Annotated in this window: 19 protein-coding genes, 4 tRNA genes and 1 riboswitch; of the genes, 5 read left to right on the top strand and 18 right to left on the bottom strand. The window is 60.5% G+C overall.

Translation table 11 applies throughout. The annotated features are described in order from the left end of the window. Positions 1–78: 78 nt before the first annotated feature. The 6 genes from JFT66_RS19555 to leuC form a co-directional block, all read right to left on the bottom strand. On the bottom strand, positions 79–1,089 hold the full coding sequence (locus JFT66_RS19555; protein ID WP_034116870.1) for an aspartate-semialdehyde dehydrogenase: 1,011 nt from the start codon (positions 1,087–1,089) through the stop codon (positions 79–81). A 251-nt stretch (positions 1,090–1,340) separates the two neighbouring features. Further along, positions 1,341–2,453, bottom strand: coding sequence for an aspartate-semialdehyde dehydrogenase (asd, locus tag JFT66_RS19550; RefSeq protein WP_005789767.1), 1,113 nt, complete (start codon positions 2,451–2,453; stop codon positions 1,341–1,343). Positions 2,454–2,517: 64 nt separating this feature from the next. Continuing rightward, positions 2,518–3,600 carry a 3-isopropylmalate dehydrogenase gene (gene leuB, locus JFT66_RS19545; protein ID WP_034116871.1) on the bottom strand — a complete coding sequence of 361 codons (1,083 nt, stop codon included), beginning with the start codon at positions 3,598–3,600 and terminating at the stop codon, positions 2,518–2,520. A 53-nt stretch (positions 3,601–3,653) separates the two neighbouring features. Then, positions 3,654–4,418 (bottom strand): class I SAM-dependent methyltransferase, encoded by a 765-nt coding sequence (locus JFT66_RS19540; protein WP_198859916.1) that lies wholly within the window; start codon positions 4,416–4,418, stop codon positions 3,654–3,656. Between the two features lie 150 nt (positions 4,419–4,568). Further along, positions 4,569–5,213: a 3-isopropylmalate dehydratase small subunit gene (leuD, locus tag JFT66_RS19535; RefSeq protein ID WP_034116873.1), complete on the bottom strand. Its 645-nt coding sequence runs from the start codon at positions 5,211–5,213 to the stop codon at positions 4,569–4,571. Between the two features lie 10 nt (positions 5,214–5,223). After that, on the bottom strand, positions 5,224–6,642 hold the full coding sequence (gene leuC, locus JFT66_RS19530; protein ID WP_034116874.1) for a 3-isopropylmalate dehydratase large subunit: 1,419 nt from the start codon (positions 6,640–6,642) through the stop codon (positions 5,224–5,226). A gap of 140 nt (positions 6,643–6,782) precedes the next feature. Here leuC and JFT66_RS19525 point away from each other — a divergent pair, with 140 nt between their 5' ends. Together JFT66_RS19525 and JFT66_RS19520 are read left to right on the top strand one after the other, a co-directional pair. Beyond that, a complete protein-coding gene (locus JFT66_RS19525) occupies positions 6,783–7,673 on the top strand; it encodes a LysR family transcriptional regulator (RefSeq protein ID WP_198859915.1) in 891 nt (296 codons plus the stop codon). Between the two features lie 65 nt (positions 7,674–7,738). Then, on the top strand, positions 7,739–11,017 hold the full coding sequence (locus tag JFT66_RS19520) for an EAL domain-containing protein (protein ID WP_198859914.1): 3,279 nt from the start codon (positions 7,739–7,741) through the stop codon (positions 11,015–11,017). Between the two features lie 3 nt (positions 11,018–11,020). Here the strand turns inward: JFT66_RS19520 and JFT66_RS29845 are convergent, their stop codons facing one another. From JFT66_RS29845 to uvrB, 11 genes are all read right to left on the bottom strand, one after another. Beyond that, the gene (locus tag JFT66_RS29845; protein WP_233097142.1) at positions 11,021–11,959 is read right to left on the bottom strand and encodes a hypothetical protein; all 939 of its coding nucleotides are present in this window, start codon (positions 11,957–11,959) and stop codon (positions 11,021–11,023) included. Positions 11,960–12,533: 574 nt separating this feature from the next. Continuing rightward, positions 12,534–13,496, bottom strand: a complete 963-nt coding sequence (locus JFT66_RS19510; protein WP_034116877.1) for a tRNA dihydrouridine synthase — start codon at positions 13,494–13,496, stop codon at positions 12,534–12,536. Positions 13,497–13,551: 55 nt separating this feature from the next. Continuing rightward, positions 13,552–13,986, bottom strand: coding sequence for an acyl-CoA thioesterase (locus JFT66_RS19505; RefSeq protein ID WP_034116878.1), 435 nt, complete (start codon positions 13,984–13,986; stop codon positions 13,552–13,554). A 38-nt stretch (positions 13,987–14,024) separates the two neighbouring features. Beyond that, positions 14,025–14,858, bottom strand: coding sequence for an alpha/beta hydrolase (locus JFT66_RS19500; protein WP_034117886.1), 834 nt, complete (start codon positions 14,856–14,858; stop codon positions 14,025–14,027). 15 nt (positions 14,859–14,873) lie between these two features. Next, a complete protein-coding gene (locus tag JFT66_RS19495) occupies positions 14,874–15,413 on the bottom strand; it encodes a TetR/AcrR family transcriptional regulator (protein WP_198859913.1) in 540 nt (179 codons plus the stop codon). Between the two features lie 182 nt (positions 15,414–15,595). After that, a tRNA-Glu gene (locus JFT66_RS19490) sits at positions 15,596–15,671 on the bottom strand. A gap of 77 nt (positions 15,672–15,748) precedes the next feature. Continuing rightward, positions 15,749–15,824, bottom strand: a tRNA-Ala gene (locus JFT66_RS19485). Between the two features lie 50 nt (positions 15,825–15,874). After that, positions 15,875–15,950, bottom strand: a tRNA-Glu gene (locus JFT66_RS19480). A 78-nt stretch (positions 15,951–16,028) separates the two neighbouring features. Continuing rightward, a tRNA-Ala gene (locus JFT66_RS19475) sits at positions 16,029–16,104 on the bottom strand. Positions 16,105–16,251: 147 nt separating this feature from the next. Further along, complete coding sequence (gltX, locus tag JFT66_RS19470) at positions 16,252–17,733, bottom strand: glutamate--tRNA ligase (protein WP_019820852.1); 1,482 nt, start codon at positions 17,731–17,733, stop codon at positions 16,252–16,254. Between the two features lie 104 nt (positions 17,734–17,837). Continuing rightward, positions 17,838–19,853 (bottom strand): excinuclease ABC subunit UvrB, encoded by a 2,016-nt coding sequence (gene uvrB, locus JFT66_RS19465; protein ID WP_034116880.1) that lies wholly within the window; start codon positions 19,851–19,853, stop codon positions 17,838–17,840. 343 nt (positions 19,854–20,196) lie between these two features. Between uvrB and JFT66_RS19460 the strand changes: the two genes are divergently transcribed. Together JFT66_RS19460 and JFT66_RS19455 are read left to right on the top strand one after the other, a co-directional pair. After that, entirely contained in the window at positions 20,197–21,393 is a 1,197-nt protein-coding gene (locus tag JFT66_RS19460) for an amino acid aminotransferase (RefSeq protein ID WP_034116881.1), read from the top strand. Between the two features lie 101 nt (positions 21,394–21,494). After that, complete coding sequence (locus tag JFT66_RS19455; RefSeq protein WP_017138724.1) at positions 21,495–21,704, top strand: hypothetical protein; 210 nt, start codon at positions 21,495–21,497, stop codon at positions 21,702–21,704. A gap of 40 nt (positions 21,705–21,744) precedes the next feature. Here JFT66_RS19455 and ptrR read toward each other — a convergent pair whose 3' ends face one another. Then, a complete protein-coding gene (gene ptrR, locus JFT66_RS19450; RefSeq protein ID WP_034116882.1) occupies positions 21,745–22,623 on the bottom strand; it encodes a putrescine utilization regulator PtrR in 879 nt (292 codons plus the stop codon). A 103-nt stretch (positions 22,624–22,726) separates the two neighbouring features. Between ptrR and JFT66_RS19445 the strand changes: the two genes are divergently transcribed. After that, the gene (locus JFT66_RS19445; protein ID WP_198859912.1) at positions 22,727–24,118 is read left to right on the top strand and encodes an aldehyde dehydrogenase family protein; all 1,392 of its coding nucleotides are present in this window, start codon (positions 22,727–22,729) and stop codon (positions 24,116–24,118) included. Between the two features lie 70 nt (positions 24,119–24,188). Then, positions 24,189–24,380: riboswitch (cobalamin riboswitch) on the top strand. Positions 24,381–24,448 lie beyond the last annotated feature (68 nt).

The following is a 24,448-nucleotide window of genomic DNA, read 5'->3' as shown; positions in this document are numbered from 1 at the left end:
CCGACGCGCTTGTGCTCCGCTTTGGGCCAAGCATAGCGCCTGGCTAGAATCAATCTACAAATTGCCGCCAAGTATCTTTTACACAAGGCCTTTTATCAACAACTGCGCCAGCTCCACAGCGTTCAGGGCCGAGCCCTTGCGTACGTTATCTGACGTCAGCCACAGATTTAGTTCCGCCGGGTCGTCGACACCTGCGCGAACTCGTCCTACGTAAACGACGTCCTGGCCCACGGCATCGCCTACAGCTGTTGGGTAATCGCCCTCCTCGACCAACTCGATACCCGGCGCCGCGTCGAGTGCGCGATTGACCGCCGCCAGATCGACCGGCGCAGCCAACTGCAACGACACAGTCAGGCTATCGCCAAAAAACACCGGGGCTTGAACGCAGGTTGCAGAAATCTTTAGCAAAGGAGTTTCCAGTACCGCACGCAACTCGTGTACGAGACGCTTCTCCAGGTCTGTATGACCTTGGGCGTCTGGGGTGCCGACTTGTGCCAGCAGGTTGAAAGCCATTTGCCGATCGAAGAACTTTGGCTCCAGCGGGCGCACGTTCAACAACTCGGCGGTCTGCCGAGCCAACTCGCTGACGGCCTCGCGCCCCTGAGCGGAGACGGCCAGGTTGGCAGTGACGTTGATGCGCTGGATGTCCAATAGACCACGTAATGGCGCCAGCACCACTGCAAGATAGGTAGCGCAAGGGCTTGGGCTGCCGAGCTGGAACGGCTTTTTCAAACCGTCCAACACCTGGGCGTTGGCCTGAGGTACCACTTGGGGCGCCTGCTCAGCCGGCAATGCGCCCGACAAGTCGATCACCGAACAGCCGGCGGCGGTGGCACGCGGGGCAAAACTGCGGGTTACCGCCGGGCCTGCCGCGAAGAAGGCCAACTGCGCCTTGCTGAAATCGAACTCGTCGACCTCTTTTACCCGCACGTTCTTGCCACGAAACGGCACCGAAGCCCCCGCAGAATTGCTCCCCGCCAGCAGGTACAGGGTGCCCACCGGGAAATCCAGTTCTTCGAGGATCTGCACCAGGGTTTCACCAACGGTGCCGGTAGCGCCGATCACGGCGATTTCAAAGGTCTGGGTCATGGGGGCTGCCTCGGGCATTGCGGGGGGAGCGGCACTTTACCGGGTGGTTGGGGGTGAGGCAATTAACCCAAGCTTGCTGGTGTGGCTGATGACGCCTTCGCGAGCAAGCCCGCTCCCACATTTGATTGCATTTCAACTGAAGAAATTCGGTCGAATGTGGGAGCGGGCTTGCTCGCGAAGAGGCCCGACAGAACAATAAAAAACCCCGCGCCTGTCACCAGAGCACGGGGTTCTTCAATGCAAGGAAGCGATCAACGCTCCAGCAAAATCCGCAGCATGCGACGCAGCGGTTCAGCCGCGCCCCACAGCAGTTGGTCGCCAACAGTAAACGCGCCGAGGAACTGGCTGCCCATGTTCAGCTTGCGCAGGCGGCCCACCGGTACATTCAGGGTGCCGGTGACCTTGGTCGGGCTCAGCTCCTGCATGCTGATATCACGGTTGTTCGGCACCAGCTTGACCCAAGGGTTGTGCTGGCTGATCAGCCCTTCGATATCGGCAATCGGCACGTCTTTGTTCAGCTTGATGGTCAGCGCCTGGCTGTGGCAACGCATGGCGCCGATGCGCACGCAAATGCCGTCCACCGGGATCGGGTTCTTGAAGCGACCGAGGATCTTGTTGGTTTCGGCCTGGGCCTTCCACTCTTCGCGGCTCTGGCCGTTGGGCAGTTCCTTGTCGATCCACGGGATCAGGCTGCCGGCCAATGGCACGCCGAAGTTCTCGGTTGGGTAGGCGTCGCTGCGCATGGCTTCGGCCACACGGCGGTCGATGTCGAGGATCGCGCTGGCCGGGTCGGCCAGTTGGTCAGCGACAGCGGCGTGGGTCGCGCCCATCTGCTTGATCAGTTCGCGCATGTTCTGCGCGCCGGCGCCGGACGCCGCCTGATAGGTCATGGCGCTCATCCACTCGACCAGGCCGGCTTCGAACAAGCCACCCAGGCCCATCAGCATCAAGCTGACAGTACAGTTGCCGCCCACGTAGTTCTTGGTGCCGGCGTCCAGTTGCTGGTCGATGACCTTGCGGTTGACCGGGTCGAGGATGATCACCGCGTCGTCCTGCATGCGCAGGCTCGAGGCGGCGTCGATCCAGTAACCCTGCCAGCCGGCTTCACGCAGCTTGGGGAAGACTTCGCTGGTGTAGTCGCCACCCTGGCAGGTCAGGATCACGTCGAGGGTCTTCAACTCTTCAATGCTGTAGGCGTCCTTGAGCGGGGCGATATCCTTGCCCACGGACGGCCCTTGGCCACCTACGTTCGAAGTGGTGAAAAACACCGGCTCAATAAGATCGAAATCCTGCTCTTCCAGCATCCGCTGCATGAGCACGGAACCGACCATACCGCGCCAACCGATCAGACCTACACGTTTCATCGCAACTACACCTTGTTAAAAAGTGGGCCGCCTTGCAGCAACAACTGCAAGCGGGCCCGAGAGATTACAGATTCCGCAGCGCGGCGACTACTGCGTCGCCCATTTCTTGCGTACCGACCTTGGTGCAACCCTGGGACCAGATGTCGCCGGTACGCAGGCCCTGGTCCAGCACCAGGCTCACAGCCCTCTCGATCGCATCCGCTGCATCAGCCAGGTTGAAGCTGTAGCGCAGCATCATCGACACCGACAGGATGGTCGCCAATGGGTTGGCAATGCCTTGGCCGGCGATGTCCGGCGCCGACCCGTGGCACGGCTCGTACATGCCCTTGTTGTTGGTGTCCAGGGACGCCGAAGGCAGCATGCCGATGGAACCGGTGAGCATCGAAGCCTGGTCGGACAAGATGTCACCGAACAGGTTGTCGGTAACGATCACGTCGAACTGCTTGGGCGCCCGCACCAGTTGCATGGCAGCGTTGTCGACGTACATGTGGCTCAGCTCGACGTCCGGGTAGTCCTTGGCGACTTCTTCGACGATTTCACGCCACAGTTGGCTGGACGCCAGAACGTTGGCTTTATCCACCGAGCAGACCTTCTTGCCGCGCACGCGGGCCATGTCGAAACCGACCCGGGCGATACGGCGGATTTCACTTTCGCTGTACGGCAGGGTGTCGTAGGCCTGGCGCTCGCCATTTTCCAGTTCGCGCACGCCACGTGGCGAACCGAAATAGATACCGCCGGTCAGCTCACGCACGATCAGGATATCCAGGCCCGCCACCACTTCGGGCTTGAGGCTCGAGGCATCGGCCAGTTGCGGATAGAGGATCGCCGGGCGCAGGTTGCCAAACAGGCCCAGTTGCGCGCGGATTTTCAGCAGGCCGCGCTCAGGGCGAATGTCACGCTCGATCTTGTCCCATTTCGGGCCGCCCACGGCGCCGAGCAACACGGCGTCGGCCGCACGGGCACGGTCCAGGGTTTCGTCGGCCAGCGGCACGCCGTGCTTGTCGATGGCCGCGCCGCCGATCACGTCGTGGCTCAGCTCAAAACCCAGGCTGTACTTGCTGTTGGCCAATTCCAGCACCTTGACCGCTTCGGCCATGATTTCCGGACCGATGCCGTCGCCAGGGAGAATCAGAATCTGCTTGCTCATGCGTTCCTCATTTCATCAAGCGACCCGCCCGTGGGCAGGTCGGGAAAAATCAATCAGCGTTCGGCGAAGACCACCAGCACGTCGGTGCTGAAAGTGCCGTCGGCCTCAACTTCGTAGTAATCGCGCACTTCCTGACCCATCGCCTTCTGCAGCTCAAGGATTGCCGCGCGTAATACTTCAGGCGTGCGCATGCGCTCGACCCACGAGGTGTACTCCAGGCGCAGGCGCTGACGCAGGCTATTGCGCACATGCAGACCGGACTCGCTGAGCTGCTGCATCCACTCGGCGGCGCAGTAATCACGCACGTGGCTGGTGTCGCGCAGCACTTCGACGGTTTGCAGGTAAGTGTCCAACAGCGGGCTGCCCGGTGACAAGACATCCACAAAGGCCGCCACGCCGCCCGGTTTGAGTACCCGGCGCACTTCACGCAAGGCCAGGCCGAGGTCGCTCCAGTGGTGGGCCGAATAGCGGCTGAACACGAATTCGAACTCGCCGTCGGCAAATGGCAGGCGTTCGGCGGCGCCGTGCACGGTGCGGATATTGTCCAGGCCGCGATCAACCGCAGCCGCTGCAACCACATCGAGCATCTGCTGGGACAGGTCGTAGGCCACCACTGCGTTAACCAAAGGCGCCATGTGGAAGCTCACATGACCGGCGCCGCAGCCCAGGTCCAGCAGGCGCGCAGCGCCGGCCCCGGCCAGTTCGGCCTGCAGCAGCGCGAATTCGGTGCCTTGGGCGTGCACGGCACTGCTCAGGTAGGCCGAGGCTTGCTCGCCGAATTGTTTTTGCACGACTTGGGTGTGGGCGGTGTTGGTCATGGGAGTTTCCTTAACGAACTCTTGTGGTGTTTGCTCTGGCCCTATCGGGAGCAAGCCCCCTCCCACATTTGATCGCATTTCAACTGAAGGAACTGGGTCAAATGTGGGAGGGGGCTTGCTCCCGATGACGGCGGACCTGCCTACATCAATCTACGCATCGCGAAACAACCAGGGCTGGCTCGCCCGGTGCTTGGCTTCAAACGCCGCAATCGCATCGCCGTCCTGCAAGGTCAGGCCGATATCGTCCAGGCCGTTGATCAGGCAGTGCTTACGAAACGCATCCACTTCAAAGTGATACACCTTGCCGTCCGGACGGGTCACGGTCTGCGCGGCCAGGTCCACCGTCAACTGGTAGCCCACATTGACTTCCACTTGCTGGAACAACTCATCCACTTCGGCATCGCTCAAGATGATCGGCAACAAGCCGTTCTTGAAGCTGTTGTTGAAGAAGATGTCGGCATAGCTCGGCGCAATGATGCTGCGAAAGCCATATTCTTCCAGGGCCCACGGCGCGTGCTCACGGCTGGAGCCACAACCGAAGTTTTCCCGGGCCAGCAGCACGCTGGCGCCCTGGTAACGCTCGGCATTGAGCACAAAGTCCTTGTTCAATGGGCGCTTGGAGTTGTCCTGATAGGCATAGCCCACGTCCAGGTAACGCCACTCGTCGAACAGGTTAGGGCCGAAACCGGTGCGCTTGATCGACTTCAAGAACTGCTTGGGGATGATCTGGTCGGTGTCCACGTTGGCACGGTCCAACGGCGCGACAAGACCTGTGTGTTGGGTAAAAGCTCTCATCGGGTTTTCCTCAGATCAATTCGCGAACGTCGATGAAACGACCGTTGACGGCCGCCGCAGCAGCCATGGCCGGGCTCACCAGGTGGGTACGGCCACCGGCGCCCTGACGCCCTTCGAAGTTACGGTTGGAGGTCGAGGCGCAATGCTCGCCCGACTCCAGGCGGTCCGGGTTCATCGCCAGGCACATCGAGCAGCCCGGCTCGCGCCATTCAAAGCCGGCCTCGAGGAAGATCTTGTCCAGGCCCTCGGCTTCAGCCTGGGCTTTGACCAGACCGGAACCTGGCACCACGATGGCTTGCTTGATGGTCGAGGCGACTTTGCGGCCCTTGGCGATCACCGCCGCGGCGCGCAGGTCTTCGATCCGCGAGTTGGTGCAGGAACCGATAAACACGCGATCCAACTGGATGTCGGTAATCGCCTGGTTGGCTTTCAAGCCCATGTACTTCAAGGCGCGTTCGATGGAGCCGCGCTTGACCAGATCGGCTTCCTGAGCCGGGTCCGGCACGTTTTGATCAACGGCCAGGACCATTTCCGGCGAGGTGCCCCAACTGACTTGCGGCTTGATCTGCGCGGCGTCGAGCTCGACCACGGTGTCGAACACGGCATCGGCGTCGGACACCAAGTCTTTCCAGGCTTCGACGGCGGCGTTCCAATCCGCGCCTTGCGGGGCGAACGGGCGGCCTTTGACGTATTCGACGGTTTTCTCGTCCGCCGCCACCATGCCCACACGGGCACCGGCTTCAATGGACATGTTGCAGATAGTCATACGGCCTTCGATGGACAGGTCGCGAATCGCGCTGCCGGCAAACTCGATGGCATGGCCGTTACCGCCGGCGGTGCCGATCTTGCCGATCACGGCGAGCACGATGTCCTTGGCCGTCACGCCGAAGGGCAACTTGCCTTCGACTTTAACCAACATGTTCTTCATTTTTTTGGCCACCAGGCACTGGGTGGCGAACACATGCTCCACCTCGGAGGTGCCAATGCCATGGGCCAGGGCGCCGAACGCACCGTGGGTGGAGGTGTGGGAGTCGCCGCAGACCACGGTCATGCCCGGCAAGGTTGCGCCCTGCTCCGGGCCGATCACGTGCACGATGCCTTGACGCACGTCATTCATCTTGAATTCGGTGATGCCATATTCGTCGCAGTAGTCGTCGAGAGTCTGCACCTGAAGGCGCGAGACCTGGTCGGCAATGGCTTCGATACCGCCCTTGCGCTCAGGGGTGGTCGGCACGTTGTGGTCCGGGGTGGCGATGATGGAGTCGACACGCCAGGGCTTGCGCCCGGCCAGTCGCAGGCCTTCGAACGCTTGGGGCGAGGTCACTTCATGGATGATGTGACGGTCGATATAGATCAGCGACGATCCATCATCGCGACGTTTCACTTCATGGGAATCCCAAAGCTTGTCGTAAAGCGTTTTGCCGGCCATCAGTCGGTCCTCATCAGCGGTGCTTCTATACGCCGGGCTTTTCAATAACCCTTTGGCTTGTGAGGCTGATGGTATGGCGCTACATTAAATAACTCAAATTCATATTTTTTATGCTTTGGATTACCAACTGGAATACCACCATGGATCTGGCCAACCTCAATGCCTTTATTGCCATCGCCGAGACCGGTAGCTTCTCCGGCGCCGGTGACCGTCTGCACCTGACCCAACCGGCCATCAGCAAACGCATCGCTGGCCTGGAGCAACAATTGAAGGTGCGGCTATTCGATCGCCTGGGTCGTGAAGTCGGCTTGACCGAAGCCGGGCGGGCTTTGCTGCCACGCGCTTATCAAATTCTCAACGTGCTGGACGACACCCGTCGCGCCCTGACCAACCTTACCGGCGAAGTCAGCGGGCGCCTCACCCTGGCCACTAGCCACCACATCGGCCTGCACCGCCTGCCACCGATCCTGCGCACCTTCACCCGGCAATACCCGAACGTGGCGCTGGATATTCAGTTTCTCGATTCGGAAGTGGCCTACGAAGAAATCCTCCACGGCCGCGCCGAAGTGGCGGTGATCACCCTGGCGCCCGAGCCCCACCACCTGATGCGCGCCACACCCGTGTGGGATGACCTGCTGGACTTTGTGGTCGCACCGGAACACAGCCTGACCAGCAACGGCGTCATCAGTCTGGCCGATATCGCCAGGCACCCGGCGGTGTTTCCAGGCGGCAACACCTTTACCCACCATATCGTCAGCCGCCTGTTCGAGGCCCAGGGCCTGACGCCCAATATCGCGATGAGCACTAACTACCTGGAAACCATCAAGATGATGGTCTCCATCGGCCTGGCCTGGAGCGTGCTGCCGCGCACCATGCTCGATGATCAAGTGGCAAGTATCGCTTTGCCGGGCATACAGCTCAGTCGCCAGCTAGGCTATATCGTGCACACCGAAAGGACGCTGTCGAACGCTGCGCGGGCTTTCATGAGCCTATTGGATGCACAGGTCGATCTGCCAGGGTTACCGGCATGACGCCGTGCGGCCTCGGGCTATAAGTAAACCGCGCTGTTTTCCCATCGAGCCAAGGCCCTTTGATAATGCGCAATCCTGTCGACTCAGTACCTCCCCTGCCCCGCATTTACGCCCTGGACCCTCAAGCGGCGGAGCAAAGTTGGGACAGCGCCCCGCAACTGCTGGCGGCACTCAATGCCGCCCGGCTGGGCGCCTGGTGCTGGGAAATCGACACTGGAAGAATCAGTTGGTCACGGGGCACCCAGGCATTATTTGGCTTTGACCCGCGCCAACCATTGCCCAAGGACCTCGATTACCTCGACCTGCTGGCACCCCAAGACAGCGCGCGCGTGGTGCGCGGTTTCCACGCGGTACTTGCCGGCGAGCCATTCGAACGCGCCATGCACCACCGCATCCAGTGGCCCGATGGCAGCCTGCACTGGCTGGAAATCAGTGGCAGCCTGGCGCCAGACAAGACTGGGCGTCGTCGCATGATTGGGGTGATCCGCGAGATCACCCACCAGCGCGAGCGCGAACACGCCCTGAGCCACTCGGAAAAGCGCTTCGCCACCTTGTTCCATTTATGCCCGAACATGGTGCTGCTGACGCGCCAAGCCGACGGTTTGATCAGCGAAGCCAACCAGTACTTCGAAATGCTGTTCGGCTGGCCGGTGGCCGACGCCATTGGCCGCACCACCCTGGAGCTAGGTTTGTGGCGCCACCCGGAACAACGCGCACTGCTGGTCAAGGCCACCCAGCGCAAGGGCGAACCCATCACCATGGAGGTGCAGTTCTGCGCCAGCAACGGCCAGATCCACGATGGCACGCTCAGCGCCCAGAAGGTTGAACTGGACGGCGAGGCTTACCTGGTCAGCACGTTCCTCGACACCACCGAACGCAAAAACGCCGAGCAAGCGCTCAAGGACAGCCAGGAACGCCTGGACCTGGCCCTGGACTCGGCACAACTGGGCACCTGGGATTGGCACATTCCCAGCGGCATGCTCTACGGCTCGGCGCGTGCCGCCCAGTTGCACGGGCTGGAACCCATGCCGTTCCATGAATCCTTCGATGCGTTTTTTGACGGTATGTCCGATGAGGATCGCGAGGGCATGCGCAACGCCTACCGCAGCTTGCGCGAAGGCCCGGACGGCAATTACCAGTTGACCTATCGCGTGCAGATGGAGGATGGCAGCCCACGCTACCTGGAAAGCCGTGCACGCCTGTATCGCGACGAATCAGGCAAGCCCTTGCGCATGGCCGGGACCTTGCTGGATATCACCGACCAGGTGGAACGCGAGCAGCGGCTCACCGCCTCCGAGGAAAAGTTCGCCAGCCTGTTCCAGGCCAGCCCCGACCCGATCTGCGTCACTTGCCTGGATAGCGGCGCCTTTATGGAGATCAACCCGGCGTTTACCCAGACCTTTGGCTTTACCGCCGCCGAGGTGATAGACAAAAGCGCCGAACAGATCGGCCTGTGGGACGAGCCCAGCAAACGCCTGCAACGCATCGAGCAAGTGATTCGCGAGCAGGCCCTGAACAACGTGGCCATCGTGGTGCATCACAAGGACGGCCAAAGCCTTACCTGTGTGATCTCCAGCCGCTTGATCAAGGTCAGTGACCAGCCATGCATCGTTACCACGCTACGCGATATCACCCAGCAGCAACGCTCGGAGGCTGCACTCAAGGCCAGTGAAGAGAAGTTCGCGAAGGCGTTCCACTCCAGCCCGGACGCGATTTCCATCACCGAGCGCGACACCGGCCGTTATGTGGAGGTCAATGACGGTTTTTGCCGCCTGACCGGCTACCGTACCGAAGAGGCCATCGGCCTGACCCTGTACCAGATCGGCATCTGGGCCGATGAAAACCAGCGTGCCGCGCTGTTGGCCGAGCTGCAGATCAAGGGGCGTATCCATCATCTGGAAATGCTCTGGCATAACAAACGTGGCGAGGTGTTGGCGGTGGAGGTCTCGGTCGAGCCGATCACCTTGAATGAAACCCCATGCCTGCTGCTGACCGCCCGGGACGTCAGCCTGTTGAAAAACGCCCAGGCACAGATCCGTCACCTGGCCTATCACGACCCGCTCACCAACCTGCCCAACCGTGCACTGCTGATGGACCGCCTGAGCCAGCAGATCGCTTTGCTCAAGCGCCACAACCTGCGTGGCGCCCTGCTGTTTCTCGACCTCGACCACTTCAAGCACATCAACGACTCCCTCGGCCACCCGGTGGGCGACACCGTGCTGAAAATCGTCACCGCACGCCTGGAAGCCAGCGTACGCATGGAGGATACCGTGGCACGCCTGGGCGGCGATGAGTTTGTGGTGCTGCTCAGCGGCCTGGAGGGTACGCGCCAGGACGTCAGCGGCCAGGTGCAAAAACTGGCCGATGCCCTGCGTGAACTGCTCTCGGAGCCGATGTTCCTCGACGGCCATCGGCTGCAGGTCACGCCCAGCATCGGCGTGGCGCTGATTCCCGACCATGGCACTACACCCGCCGACTTGCTCAAACGCGCCGATATCGCCCTGTACCGCGCCAAGGATTCAGGGCGCAATACCACGCAGATGTTCCACAACAGCATGCAAAAAACCGCCAGCGAGCGCCTGCGCATGGAAACCGATTTGCGCCTGGCGCTGTCACGCGGCGAATTCAGCGTGCATTACCAACCTCAGGTCGATGCGCGGGGCAACAAGATTGTCGGTGCCGAGGCCTTGGTGCGCTGGCAACATCCACAACTGGGCGCGCAGTCGCCGGCAGAATTCATCAAGGTGCTGGAAGACAGCGGCCTGATCCTGGAAGTCGGCACCTGGATTCTCGATGAAGCCTGTAGCGCCTTTGCCCAGTTGATTGCCGACGGCCTGGTGGACCCGCTCAATTTCAGCCTGTGTGTGAATATCAGCCCCCGGCAGTTTCGCCAGAACGATTTTGTGGAGCGGGTTGAACACAGCCTCAGGCAGCACCAACTGCCGTTCAGCCTGCTCAAACTGGAAATCACTGAAGGGATTGTGATCCAGAACCTGGACGACACCGTGGTGAAGATGCGTCGCCTGAAAAAACTCGGCGTGAGTTTCGCGATGGACGATTTCGGCACCGGCTACTCATCCCTGACCTACCTCAAGCGTCTGCCGGTGGATGCACTGAAAATCGACCAATCGTTCGTGCGTGATGCAACCCACGACCCGAATGATGCGGAAATCATCCGCGCCATAGTGGCCATGGCACGCAGCCTGAACCTGGAAGTGATTGCCGAGGGCGTGGAAACCCCAGAACAACTGGCGTTCCTGCAAAAGCTGGGTTGCCATTTATTCCAGGGTTATTTGCACAGCCGGCCGTTGCCGATCGAAGGGTTCAGGCGGTTGCTGGAATAACGATCACATCAGCGCTACGGCGTGGCCTTTAGTGGGCGCCTTGCCCTGGCGCCCCCATAACTCTTCGCGGCCGTTAATGACCGCCACCGAATGCCCGGTCCGGTTGCACATACCCAGTTGCCCGTTGGCGAGGTCGCGTACATTCACCCTCTTCATGTGGCTCTTCAATCCCAGCCGCAGGAACCCCTCCCCCGGCCCGGTCTCGTCCTCTCCATTGTTCAAGCTGCGGATCGCGGCCTGGAAGCTTCGACCCGCCGTACGATCGTTGTTTTCCATCTGCGCACGCTTGGCACTGACCGCGAACAGGAATTGAGCATCCTTGAGCATCCCTTTATCCGCCCCGACAAACCGCGCACCCCGTGCCCCTTCGACGAGTTCACGGTCGGTCAGGGTGAGCTTGAAGTCATCACGCATCACCACTTGGTAGCCGTCATTGGTTCTGGTCACTTCCTTGAAAACATCCGTGGGGCTTTGGCCAAATCGATACATCGCCGCCTTGATGGCCGATACCGTCACACAGTTGCCATCGGGGCCCTGGCGAAACCCGCTCCAGATGTTGTCTGGCTTCGCGCCATTTCGCTTGCTGGAAAGCCCGGGTATTTCCAGCGCCGTGCCTGGCTTGGGAGCGACAGGTTCTGGCGCCACTTTCGGAGTAACCTTGACGGAAGGGGCAGGCGCATCAGGAAGCACCTGACCTCGGCCATCCGATAACAAAACCTGTAACTGAGTAAAAAGTGAACGCAGGGAAGTAAGAACTTCCGGCAGTTTGTCTGTTTCGATTTTGCTTTCCGACACGTCGCTGACAGGAACACTTATACCGCGCTTAACATCTTCACGGGCACGCCGTAGTTCAGGCCTTAATTCATTACTCGCCTCTACCAGACCACCAAACCTACTGACATCTACAATACGCGCAATATTGTTAATTGAATGAATAGACATGTACATCTCCACACACAGGCATCCGCGAATACTTACTTCGCCAAACGTGCCTGTTTTTCTTGAAATTTTAACCAAACCCGCTACCACCCAGCCTCGGGCGCTGGTCAGCCCCTGAACTGTCTAGTGCGGGTATTGAATGGTGTTTCGACCCAGGAAAAACAGGTTAACCTCACACACTGCAGAAGATTAATTAACAGAGACATTAGCGATACTCCTATTCGACTCGACCCGCCCATTGAGAATTCAGGCGATGATTTTTATGAACTGGAAACAACAGAGTCACACAGTCCATATATTCGTGGAGAATCCGCCTATCGAGTTCCCGAAACCGTTGCTCATATAAGGAAACCAACACGCACTGGTGGACATCCATCCTTGTTTATTCGCGTTGAACTCTTGCATTCAGCTGCATTGAACTTCCACCCAGGCTTACATGCGCTAATACACCGACGACCTGTAAATAACAGATAATATTCATGCGCCTTCAAGTTGAGTTTTTATGTTATTTCGCGCACGCGAAAAAAAGGGCTCCAGTGAAGCCCTCTCAGGTAAATGTAAAAACTTACTTAACGACTCAATCCAACGGAACTGGGTGCCGCATACCCAACAGGCGACTGACCTGCTGCAAATCCGTCTCACGGCGCAGGGCCGTGAACAACTCTACCGCCTGCGGGTAGTTACGTGTCAGCATCGCCAGCCATTGCTTCAAGCGTCCGGGCGCCTGCTTTTCAGTCAGCTGCGCCACCGATTGGCGCCAGAACTCCTGAAGCATGGGCTGCATCTGGGCCCAGGTCATTTCGACCACCTCCTCGCCCGCCTTCGCTGCCATGATCTGTCGCGCCAGGTCCGGACGCGCCACCAGGCCACGGCCGAGCATAATGTCTTCGGCGCCGCTGATCTCGCGACAACGCTTCCAGTCTTCGACGCTCCAGATATCGCCATTGGCAAACACCGGCACCTTGACCACGTCCTGCACCCGCGGGATCCACTCCCAATGGGCCGGCGGCTTGTAGCCATCGACCTTGGTGCGCGCATGCACCACGATATGCGCAGCGCCGCCTTCGGCCAGGGCCGTGGCGCACACCAGAGCGCCGTCCGGGCTGTCGAAGCCCAGGCGCATCTTGGCAGTTACCGGGATATGCGCCGGCACCGCACGGCGTACATGTTCGACGATCCGGTTGAGCAGCTCCGGTTCCTTGAGCAGAACCGCACCACCACGGGACTTGTTCACGGTCTTGGCCGGGCAACCGAAATTCAGGTCGATGACTTCAGAACCCAGCTCGCAGGCCAGGGCGGCGTTCTCCGCCAGGCACACCGGGTCGGAGCCGAGCAGTTGCACACGCAACGGCACGCCCGCCGCGGTGTGGGCACCGTGCAGCAGTTCCGGAGCGAGCTTGTGAAAATAGGCCGGAGTGAGCAGGCGGTCGTTGACGCGAATGAACTCGGTCACGCACCAATCGATACCGCCCACGCGCGTCAACACGTCCCGCAGGATGTTGTCGACCAACCCCTCCATGGGCGCCAAAGCAATTTGCATGGAAAACACTCAACAAAAATCGTGGCGCAGTTTACTGGGTTTCCTACGGCAACCGTTAACCCCCTGTCAGGGCGGGGCCGTAACCTTCAATAAACTCAGCGGGCATACGCTTGGGCTTGCCGCTGGACAGCTCGATGCACACAAAGGTGGTCTGCGCGCGCAGCAGGGTCGCGCCATCGCGGGGGCGTATCAGTTGGAAACGACGGGTCATTTTCAAGCGCTGGTCCCAGTCGACGATCCAGGTGGCTAGTTGCAAGTCGTCGCCCTCATAACCTGCTGCCAAGTAGTCGATCTCATGGCGCACCACGGCCATGGCACGATCCAGGCGCCGGTACTCGGCGAGGTCCAGCCCCAGGCGCTGGGAATGGCGCCAGGCACAACGCTCCAGCCAAGACACGTACACCGCGTTATTGGCGTGCCCCAGGCCGTCGATGTCGTCAGGCGCGACCTGCAGATCGATGATAAACGGCGTTGCCATATCCCAGCCCATGCCTTGCTCCAGTCGATTGATGTCGGCGGGGCAGTGTATCAGGCGGTTTGCCGCGCCTGTAGGCGGCAGCCGGCCAACAGGGCCAGGACACCTTCGATCACCCGTGGGTCGGCCAGCACTTTCTGATGCCCGCCGGCTTCCAGGCGCAACAGACGGCTGTCGAACCAGGCCTCGTGAATGGCTTGCGACGCCTTGACCGGGACGAAAGTATCGTCTTCGGCATGCACGATCAGGCCCGGGATATTCATGTGGTAGTGGGCCACATCCAAGTGCTTGAGCGGCATACCGAACGTCAGTTCCACCTCGTGGATAAACGCGGCGCGTGCTCGCGCCGGCAAACCGACCATTTGGGTGAAGCCGCGCAGCACATCCAGAAAACGCGACGGCGCGGCAATACTCACCAACGCCCCGGCACGCAACCCCAGCTGCACCGCCAGCATCGCACTGGCGCCACCCATGGAATGGCCGATCACCGCGTGCAGCGGCGGCAACTCGGCCGCAGCCTCGAGCATGGCGCGGGCAAAGAGCAACACATGGGCTTCGCGCCCCGGCGAGCGGCCATGTGCGGGACCGTCCAGGGCAATCACCGAATAACCGTTATCCACCAACGCAGTGATCAGGCTGGCGAACTGGGTGGGACGACCTTCCCAGCCATGCATCAACAACACCGCAGGGCCCTGGCCCCAACGCAGGGCAGACAAGCCAAAGCGCAACGTGATGCGCTCCGATTGCGCCAACAGTGGCAGTTCCCAGTCACGGGGCGGCAGATCGCGCGGCGTCATGAAAGCACGTCGCATCTTGTTGGCTACGGTTTGCGGCGCCAGGTGCCCCAGGGTGCCGTTGACGCGACGAATCCAGGTTAACGTGCCCATCATGCAAGCCCTCTTCTAGCGCACGGCCGATTTAGCAGCACGCAGCACACGGTCAGACAACTCACCCGGGCCAAGGGCGCGGGCCAAGGCCAGGCCACCAATCATCAGGGCCATGTCCGCCAGGACCTTGTCAGTGTCCTCAGGAGTGGCAGCCAACTGCGCAGCCATCAGTTCACAGTGCTCATTCAGCGCCTGGCGGAATTCGTCGGGCAGGCGACTCATCTCGCCCACCGTCGCCGGGATCGGGCAAGCCTGGGCCGTGGAGTCGCGGTGCTTGCGCGACAGGTAAAAAGCCGCCACCAGCCCTCTGCGTTCTTCACCGGTCAGTTGTGAATCCATGTCGTCGATAGACGCGCGACGCTTGGCCAACAATTGGGTGAATGCCTCGAGCATCAAGGCGTCCTTGCTTTCAAAGTGCGCGTAAAAACCACCCACTGTCAGCCCCGCCGCGCCCATGACTTCGCCCACACTCGGCTCAGCCGGGCCACGCTGGATCAACGCCGCGCTGGCAGCCTGCAAAATACGTTCGCGGGTTTGCGCTTTTTTATCGCTCATGCTTGCCTCCGTTTCTCATGGGTTGAATATTATTACCATAATAATATTTGGCAAGCGACAGACATGACCATCGGTCAGAACGAAAGAGTGGAATTGAGGAGGGAATTGGCCAAACGCCAGACAAACAAAAGGGCCATTCAATAATTGAATGACCCTTTAAAATCCCGCAAAGCGGGTAAACGTGGCGTCCCCTAGGGGACTCGAACCCCTGTTACCGCCGTGAAAGGGCGGTGTCCTAGGCCACTAGACGAAGGGGACACAAACCTTCTATACAACAGACCGGGCTGAGTCCGGTCGATTCAAGGACGGTGTGGCCAGACCTTGAACCTGTAAATTGGTGGAGCTAAACGGGATCGAACCGTTGACCTCTTGCATGCCATGCAAGCGCTCTCCCAGCTGAGCTATAGCCCCGGATTTTTCGTCTCGCGACGCTGCAGGCCTTTCGAACTGCTTGTTGAAACTGGCGTCCCCTAGGGGACTCGAACCCCTGTTACCGCCGTGAAAGGGCGGTGTCCTAGGCCACTAGACGAAGGGGACAAAACCTTCTGTACATCTGATCAGAGCTGAGACCTGATCAATTCAAGGACGGTGTGGCCAGACCTTGAACCTGTAAATTGGTGGAGCTAAACGGGATCGAACCGTTGACCTCTTGCATGCCATGCAAGCGCTCTCCCAGCTGAGCTATAGCCCCTCATCGGTGAGGACGGGGCGAATCTTAATGGCGGTTTGGAAACGTGTCAAATTTATTTTCAACATTTTCCAAAGTTTTTTGCCGGGATAACAATCACTTACCGATCAAACCCCGGAAAACCGGGGTTTGACCGTTGCAACAGCTAGCTCAGGCAATCGCGCCCAGCAGCTTTTCCCACTCCTTGTTTTCTTTCTTCGACACACCACCAAGCAAATCAAGGGCTTGGCGCAGGCGGAAACGGGTCAGGTCCGGACCGAGGATTTCCATCGCATCGAGCACCGACACCGAACTCGCCTGCCCGGTAATTGCGGCAAACATCAGCGGCATCGCATCGCGCAATTTCAATTCCAGGGACTCCACCACCGCCTGGATCGTCGCGGTGATCGCGTCCTTCTCCCACTGGCGCAGGCTTTCCAGCTTCCACAGGATCAACTGCATCAACTGGCGGACCTGGTCACCCGAAAGCTTCTTGGATTCGAACAGCTTAGGGTCCGGATTAACGCCACCGGCAAAGAAGAAGCTGGCCAACGGCGCGACCTGGCTGAAGGTCTCCACCCTGCCCTGCACCAATGGCGCGATCTTCATCATGTACTCGGGGTTCAACGCCCACTGCTGCACACGGCTGGCGAACTCTTCCACCGGCAGGTCACGCAGCCACTGGCCGTTGAGCCACGACAGCTTCTCGATATCGAAGATTGGCCCGCCCAGGGAGACGCGGGACAGGTCGAAGTTGTCGACCATTTCCTGCAGCGAAAACTTCTCGCGCTCGTCCGGCATCGACCAGCCCATACGGCCCAGGTAGTTGAGCATCGCCTCAGGCATAAAGCCCATGCGCTCGTAGAACGTCACCGAGGTCGGGTTCTTGCGCTTGGACAGCTTGCTCTTGTCCGGGTTACGCAGCAGCGGCATGTAGCACAACTGCGGCTGTTCCCAGCCAAAGTACTCGTACAGCAGGATCAGCTTGGGCGCCGACGGCAGCCATTCTTCACCGCGAAGCACGTGGGTGATGCCCATCAGGTGATCGTCGACCACGTTGGCCAGGAAGTACGTCGGCAGGCCGTCGGTCTTCATCAGCACCTGCATGTCCATGCGGTCCCACGGGATCTCGACGTCACCGCGCAGCATGTCCGGCACCACGCACACGCCTTCACTCGGCACTTTCATACGGATGACGTGAGGTTCGCCAGCCGCGAGGCGCGCAGCCACTTCTTCTTTGGACAGCAACAGCGCACGGCCGTCGTAACGCGGGGTCTCGCCACGAGCCTGTTGCTCGGCGCGCATCTGGTCCAGCTCTTCGGCGGTGCAGAAGCACGGGAAGGCGTGGCCCATGTCGACCAGTTGCTGGGTGTACTGCTTGTAGATATCGCTGCGCTCGCTCTGGCGATACGGGCCGTGGGGGCCGCCGACGTCCGGGCCTTCAGCCCAGGTAATGCCCAACCAGCGCAAGGCATCGAAAATCTGCTGTTCCGACTCACGGGTCGAACGCAGTTGATCGGTATCTTCGATCCGCAGGATGAATTCACCGCCATGCTGCTTGGCAAAGCAGTAGTTGAACAAGGCGATGTAGGCAGTACCGACGTGGGGATCCCCAGTAGGCGATGGCGCGATGCGCGTGCGGACGGTGGTCATGGCAGGTCTCGAATGGGCGATAAAACTGAAAATTGAAACAAGGGGCGAATGGTAACACCAGCTTGGGTGATTCTGGCAGACCGCGGTGCCGCCATCACTGCCAATCAAACAGCCAACAACCGCTCGCGCAACTTGCCGATCTCATCGCGCGTCTGCGCCGCCGCCTCAAACTCCAGGTCCCGCGCCAACTGGTACATCTTCTCTTCCAACTGACGAATACGCTTGGTGATCTCACTCGGCGAGCGCAGTTCGTTCTCGTACTTGGCGCTCTCCTCGGCGGCCTTGGCCATGCCCTTGCGCTTCTTGCTGCGCGAGCCGGGGACGGTGGCGCCTTCCATGATGTCGGCGACGTCCTTGAACACGCCTTTGGGGGTGATGCCATTCTCTAGGTTGTAGGCAATCTGCTTGTCACGGCGGCGCTCGGTCTCGCCAATCGCCCGCTCCATGGAGCCGGTGATACGGTCCGCGTACAGAATCGCCCGCCCATTGAGGTTACGCGCCGCGCGGCCGATGGTCTGGATCAGCGAGCGCTCGGAACGCAGAAAGCCTTCCTTGTCGGCATCCAGGATCGCCACCAGCGATACTTCCGGCATATCCAACCCTTCGCGCAGCAGGTTGATCCCCACCAGCACATCAAAGGTGCCCAAGCGCAGGTCGCGGATAATCTCGACGCGCTCCACGGTGTCGATGTCCGAGTGCAAATAACGCACACGCACGCCGTGGTCGGCGAGGTAGTCGGTCAGGTCTTCGGACATACGCTTGGTCAGCGTGGTGACCAGCACCCGCTCTTCCAGTGCGACGCGCTTGGTGATCTCCGAAAGCAGGTCATCGACCTGGGTCAGCGCCGGGCGGATTTCGATTTGCGGGTCCACAAGACCGGTCGGGCGCACCAGTTGCTCGATCACGCGGCCCGCATGTTCGGCTTCGTAGTTACCCGGCGTGGCCGAGACGAAGATCGTCTGTGGGCTGATGCTTTCAAACTCGTCGAAGCGCATCGGCCGGTTATCCAGTGCCGACGGCAAGCGGAAACCGTATTCCACCAACGTTTCTTTACGCGAGCGGTCACCTTTGTACATCGCGCCGACCTGCGGCACGCTGACGTGGGACTCGTCGATCACCAGCAAGGCGTCGTCCGGCAAGTAATCAAACAGGGTGGGCGGCGCCTGCCCGGATTCGCGGCCGGAAAGGTAGCGCGAGTAGTTTTCGATGCCGTTGCAGTAGCCCAGCTCCAGGATCATTTCCAGGTCGAAACGGGTGCGCTGCTCCAGGCGCTGCGCCTCCACCAGTTTGTTGTTGGAGCGCAGGTATTCCAGGCGCTCCACCAATTCGGCCTTGATGCCCTCGATGGCGCCCATCAGGGTTTCGCGCGGGGTCACATAGTGGCTTTTCGGGTAGAAGGTGAAGCGCGGCAGCTTGCGGATCACCTCGCCGGTCAATGGGTCGAAGGCCGACAGGCTTTCGACTTCATCGTCGAACAGCTCGATGCGGATCGCCTCCAGGTCGGATTCCGCCGGGTAGATGTCGATCACATCGCCGCGCACCCGGAAGGTGGCACGGGCGAAGTCCATGTCGTTGCGGGTGTATTGCAAGCTCGTCAGGCGACGCAACAGCTCACGCTGGTCGAGCTTGTCGCCGCGGTCGACGTGCAGCACCATCTTCAGATAAGTCTCCGGGCTGCCCAGACCGTAGATGCACGAGACCGTGGTGACGATGATCGCATCCTTGCGCTCCAGCAACGCCTTGGTCGCCGACAGACGCATCTGCTCGATATGGTCGTTGATCGATGCATCTTTCTCGATAAAGGTATCGGAGGATGGCACGTAAGCTTCAGGCTGGTAGTAATCGTAGTAGGAAACGAAGTACTCCACCGCGTTGTTCGGGAAGAACGCCTTGAACTCACCGTAGAGCTGCGCGGCCAGGGTCTTGTTCGGCGCCAGCACCAAGGTCGGGCGGTTCGTCTGGGCGATCACGTTGGCGATGCTGAAGGTCTTGCCCGAACCGGTCACCCCAAGCAGAGTCTGGTGCGCCAGGCCGGCTTCAATGCCTTCGACCATCTGGCGGATGGCTTCCGGTTGATCGCCGGCGGGTTCAAAACGGGTAACGAGCTGGAAATCCGACATAACGTACCTCGTGAAGTCACCCCAGACTCGACACCGCCAGGGACGAAATAGCTCAGCAACCCGCGAATATTCATCGCAGGTTGCAGGAAAAAACCATGATAGCTGTAGAAGTGGTGGCGAATGTGACGGGTTTCAAGGCAACCGTCCTACCTGCCGTCCGGGATCAATGTTGCAATAAGACTAACGGTCAACAAATAAACCGAAAAACATGGCCGAAAAGCCGTTTCGGTTGTCGCCCTCAGCCGTGATGGCCTCTATACTAGCTCCCCGTTTGTGCACCGCTCTAGTGCCTTCGGCTGGAGCGCGACACGTCCCTCCCTTCCCCCATAGAGCTGCCGCAAAAATGAGCCTGTTTTCCGCTGTCGAAATGGCACCACGCGATCCAATCCTGGGCCTCAACGAAGCATTTAACGCCGATACACGAACCACCAAGGTCAACCTTGGCGTGGGCGTTTACTGCAACGAGGAGGGGAAAATTCCACTCTTGCGTGCCGTTGCCGAAGCGGAAGCCATTCGCGTGGCGCAACACGCGGCCCGTGGCTACTTGCCGATCGACGGCATCGTGGCCTACGACCAGGCCGTGCAAAAGCTGTTGTTCGGTGCTGAATCACCGCTGCTGAGCGCTGGCCGTGTGATCACCGCGCAAGCCGTCGGTGGTACCGGCGCGCTGAAAATCGGTGCCGACTTCCTCAAGCAACTGCTGCCCAATGCCGTGGTCGCCATCAGTGACCCAAGCTGGGAAAACCACCAGGCGCTGTTCGAAAAAGCCGGTTTCCCGGTGCAGACCTACCGCTACTACGACGCCGCCACCCACGACGTCAACCGTGCCGGCCTGCTCGAAGACCTCAACGCCCTGCCGCCGCAATCCATCGTGGTGCTGCACGCCTGCTGCCATAACCCGACCGGCGTGGACTTGAGCCCGGCCGACTGGCAAAACGTGCTGGACGTGGTCAAGGCCAAGAACCTGGTGCCGTTCCTCGACATGGCCTACCAGGGCTTTGGCGATGGCATCCACGAAGACGCCGCCGCCGTGCGCCTGTTTGCTGAATCGGGCCTGACCTTCTTTGTGTCCAGCTCGTTCTCCAAGTCGTTCTCCCTGTACGGCGAACGTGTAGGCGCGCTGTCGATTGTCAGCGAGTCCAAGGAAGAAAGCGCGCGCATCCTCTCCCAGGTCAAGCGCGTGATCCGCACCAACTACTCCAACCCGCCGACCCACGGTGCAGCCATCGTTGCCGCGGTGCTGAACAACCCCGAGCTGCGCGCCCAGTGGGAAGCCGAACTGGCCGAAATGCGCCTGCGCATCCGTGGCATGCGCGAGCAGATGGTGGCTGAGCTGGCCAAGGCTGCTCCAGGCCATGACTTCAGCTTCGTCGGTCGCCAGCGCGGGATGTTCTCCTACTCCGGCCTGACCGTTGAGCAAGTCACCCGCCTGCGCACCGAGTTTGGCATCTACGCACTGGATACCGGCCGTATCTGTGTGGCGGCGCTGAACCAATCGAACATTGGTGCTGTGACCAAAGCGATTGTCCAGGTGCTGTAAGCCGGCAAGCGTTATACGAAGGGGGAAGCCATTGGCTTCCCCCTTTTTATTGGCGAACACACTAGACTGAACCCCGACTGCCCCTTTGCTGTGAGAGCCCTATGAGAAACGACGACCTGGACCTGCGCGCCGACCGTGACGAACTGCATGACTACACCCCACGAGCACCGCAAGCCAAGCGCCAGAAGAGCTTGGTGCTGCAGGTGGCGCTGGGAGTATTCCTAGGTGGTTTGGCGTTGTGGCTGGTGCAACTGGGTGCGACGGCAATCATGGCGAAATTGGCCATGGGCACCCTGCAATTTGGCGGCTGATGACAGTCAAAATGTGGGAGCGGGCTTGCTCGCTCCCACATTAGATCTGCGCTGCTACCAGATCACGTTCCTCCAGCAGTTTCACGAAACTGTTCAAACTCTGCGACACCGTGCCTCTACGCCAGATCAGCCAGGTATTGAGGATGCGGAATGTGTCGCTCAACGGCCACACACTCACCGCCGCACACCCCGGCATGCTCTCAAGCATGCTGCGCGGCATCAGTGCCAACCCCGCCCCGGCGCTGACGCAGGCGAGCATGCCGTGGTAGGACTCGATCTCGAAGATCTTGCCCGGCATCGCGCCATCCTGTGAGAACCAGCGCTCGAAGTGATGCCGGTACGAGCAATTCGAGCGAAACGTATAGATATTCTCGCCATTCACATCCCGCCCGCGAGTGACAGGCGCGTGATGCAGCGGCGCGATCACCACCATCTCCTCTTCGAACACTGCCACGCCTTCCAGAGTGGAATGCAGCACCGGCCCGTCGACAAAGGCCGCCGTCAGCCGCCCTGACAGCACACCCTCAATCATGGTGCCCGACGGGCCGGTGCTCAGGTCCAGCTCGACCTTGGTGTATTTCTGGTTATACGCCGCGAGCAAGCCGGGGATACGCACTGCCGCCGTGCTTTCCAGGGAGCCCAGGGCAAAGGCACCTTGGGGTTCCTCCCCCGCTACCGTGGCACGAGCTTCTTGTACCAGGTCGAGAATACGCCGCGTATAGCCGAGGAAATTCCAGCCGGCCGGCGATAGGCGCAGGCGGCTTTTCTCGCGGATAAACAACTCCACGCCCAAATCCTGCTCCAGTTGCTTGATGCGCGTGGTCAGGTTTGAAGGCACCCGATGAATCAACTGCGCGGCGGCGCTGATGCTGCCTTGCTCGGCAACGGCCTTGAAGATTTCCAGCTGCACCAGATCCAAGCCATTCTCCAATCGTGAACGTATCGCTTAATATTATTCAGTTTCCAGAAAAGATACAGCCCCGTACGCTGACCCCATTCCACTTATTCAGCCGGACGGTGCCATGAACGCTATTTCCCACCAGACCCACGCCTTGTCGATCAACCCCGCCAACGGCGAGACAGTCGGCAGCTACCCTTATGAAACCCCGGCACAGCTGGACGCCGCCCTCACCCGCTCAACCAATACCTTCCGCACGTGGCGCCGGCAGCCGGTCAGCCAGCGCGCCGAATTGCTGCAGGCCTTGGCCTGCGCCCTGCGCGAGCAAGCCGAAGACATGGCGCAAATGATCACCCTGGAAATGGGCAAACCCATCGCCCAGGCCCGCGCCGAGATCGAAAAGTGCGCCCAACTCAGCGAGTGGTACGCCGCCCACGGCCCGGCCATGCTCGCCCCTGAACCAACGCTGGTGGACAACGGCAGCGCCCGGATCGAATACCGCCCGCTGGGCCCGATCCTTGCCGTGATGCCGTGGAACTTCCCGGTTTGGCAGGTGCTGCGCGGCGCCGTGCCAACCCTGCTCGCCGGCAACACCTATGTGCTTAAACACGCGCCGAACGTGATGGGCAGCGCCTACCTGATCCAACAAGCGTTCCATAAAGCGGGTTTCGCCGACGGCCTGTTCGAAGTGATCAACGCGACCCAGGACGGCGTGTCCAGCGCCATCGCCGACCCGCGCATCGCCGCCGTGACCCTCACCGGCAGCGTGCGCGCCGGTATCGCCATTGGCTCCCAGGCCGGCGCAGCACTGAAGAAATGCGTGCTGGAACTGGGCGGCTCCGACCCGTTCATCGTGCTCAACGACGCCGACCTCGACGCCGCCGTGCAAGCGGCCGTGATCGGCCGATTCCAGAACAGCGGCCAAGTCTGCGCCGCAGCCAAGCGCCTGATCATCGAAGCCGGTGTGGTTGAAGCCTTCACCGCCAGATTCCTAGAAGCCAGCCGCGCCCTGGCGTTGGGCGACCCGACATCGACCACTACCTATATCGGCCCCATGGCCCGCTTCGACCTGCGCGACGAACTGCACGGCCAGGTCCAGGCGACCCTGGAAGAAGGCGCGACCCTGCTGCTGGGCGGCAACAAAGTCCCAGGCGCGGGCAATTACTACGAACCGACCGTGCTGGCCGACGTCACCGATCAGATGACCTCGTTCAAGCAGGAATTGTTTGGCCCCGTGGCGTCGATCATCACCGCCCGCGATGCCGAGCATGCTGTGGCCCTGGCCAACGACAGCGAGTTTGGCCTCACCGCCAGTATCTTTACTACCGACGCGGCGAAAGCCCGGGACATCGCCAACCAACTGGAAACCGGCGGGGTCTTCGTCAACGCGTTCAGCGTGTCAGACCCTCGGGTAGCGTTTGGCGGCGTGAAGAAAAGCGGGTTTGGCCGTGAGTTGTCGCATTTCGGCGTACGCGAGTTCTGCAATGCCAAAACAGTGTGGCTGGATCGCAAATAATCCAGTTGATCACCTGTGGCAAGCAACTTCACGCCTGCCGCCAGCGTAGCTCCCGTTAAGCCTCGCGATCGACTACCATACCGCCGCCGGTTCCCACATGGGACTAATAGGGAATTCGAAACGCCCCCACGCGTAAGTCGAAACTGCCCCCGCAACTGTAGGTGCTGAGCCTGCCCCTGAATGCCACTGGACCACGTCCGGGAAGGCTGGGGCGTGGCGATGACGCATCAGTCAGGAGACCTGCCGGCCCAGCACTATGACTAACCGGCGGGGTGTCCGGGAAGGACATCCTGGCCCTGCACTCCTGCAGCCTCCATGGGCGTGTTTCCG

It is taken from the genome of Pseudomonas sp. MF6755 (assembly GCF_016405635.1).
GTDB lineage: Bacteria > Pseudomonadota > Gammaproteobacteria > Pseudomonadales > Pseudomonadaceae > Aquipseudomonas > Aquipseudomonas haemolytica.
The sequence above is the reverse complement of the archived record's forward strand: the minus strand, read 5'-3'. Positions and strand labels throughout refer to the sequence as shown.

What these genes read in the sequence shown, in the direction of transcription:
- asd (WP_005789767.1), bottom strand. Translation starts at nt 2,453, where the DNA reads ATGAAACGTGTAGGTCTGATCGGTTGGCGCGGTATGGTCGGTTCCGTG.
- JFT66_RS29845 (WP_233097142.1), bottom strand. Translation starts at nt 11,959, where the DNA reads ATGTCTATTCATTCAATTAACAATATTGCGCGTATTGTAGATGTCAGT.
- JFT66_RS19520 (WP_198859914.1), top strand. Translation starts at nt 7,739, where the DNA reads ATGCGCAATCCTGTCGACTCAGTACCTCCCCTGCCCCGCATTTACGCC.
- JFT66_RS19540 (WP_198859916.1), bottom strand. Translation starts at nt 4,418, where the DNA reads ATGACCAACACCGCCCACACCCAAGTCGTGCAAAAACAATTCGGCGAG.
- JFT66_RS19555 (WP_034116870.1), bottom strand. Translation starts at nt 1,089, where the DNA reads ATGACCCAGACCTTTGAAATCGCCGTGATCGGCGCTACCGGCACCGTT.
- JFT66_RS19445 (WP_198859912.1), top strand. Translation starts at nt 22,727, where the DNA reads ATGAACGCTATTTCCCACCAGACCCACGCCTTGTCGATCAACCCCGCC.
- gltX (WP_019820852.1), bottom strand. Translation starts at nt 17,733, where the DNA reads ATGACCACCGTCCGCACGCGCATCGCGCCATCGCCTACTGGGGATCCC.
- JFT66_RS19460 (WP_034116881.1), top strand. Translation starts at nt 20,197, where the DNA reads ATGAGCCTGTTTTCCGCTGTCGAAATGGCACCACGCGATCCAATCCTG.
- JFT66_RS19495 (WP_198859913.1), bottom strand. Translation starts at nt 15,413, where the DNA reads ATGAGCGATAAAAAAGCGCAAACCCGCGAACGTATTTTGCAGGCTGCC.
- leuD (WP_034116873.1), bottom strand. Translation starts at nt 5,213, where the DNA reads ATGAGAGCTTTTACCCAACACACAGGTCTTGTCGCGCCGTTGGACCGT.
- JFT66_RS19505 (WP_034116878.1), bottom strand. Translation starts at nt 13,986, where the DNA reads ATGGGCTGGGATATGGCAACGCCGTTTATCATCGATCTGCAGGTCGCG.
- JFT66_RS19500 (WP_034117886.1), bottom strand. Translation starts at nt 14,858, where the DNA reads ATGGGCACGTTAACCTGGATTCGTCGCGTCAACGGCACCCTGGGGCAC.
- JFT66_RS19510 (WP_034116877.1), bottom strand. Translation starts at nt 13,496, where the DNA reads ATGCAAATTGCTTTGGCGCCCATGGAGGGGTTGGTCGACAACATCCTG.
- JFT66_RS19525 (WP_198859915.1), top strand. Translation starts at nt 6,783, where the DNA reads ATGGATCTGGCCAACCTCAATGCCTTTATTGCCATCGCCGAGACCGGT.
- JFT66_RS19455 (WP_017138724.1), top strand. Translation starts at nt 21,495, where the DNA reads ATGAGAAACGACGACCTGGACCTGCGCGCCGACCGTGACGAACTGCAT.
- leuB (WP_034116871.1), bottom strand. Translation starts at nt 3,600, where the DNA reads ATGAGCAAGCAGATTCTGATTCTCCCTGGCGACGGCATCGGTCCGGAA.
- uvrB (WP_034116880.1), bottom strand. Translation starts at nt 19,853, where the DNA reads ATGTCGGATTTCCAGCTCGTTACCCGTTTTGAACCCGCCGGCGATCAA.
- leuC (WP_034116874.1), bottom strand. Translation starts at nt 6,642, where the DNA reads ATGGCCGGCAAAACGCTTTACGACAAGCTTTGGGATTCCCATGAAGTG.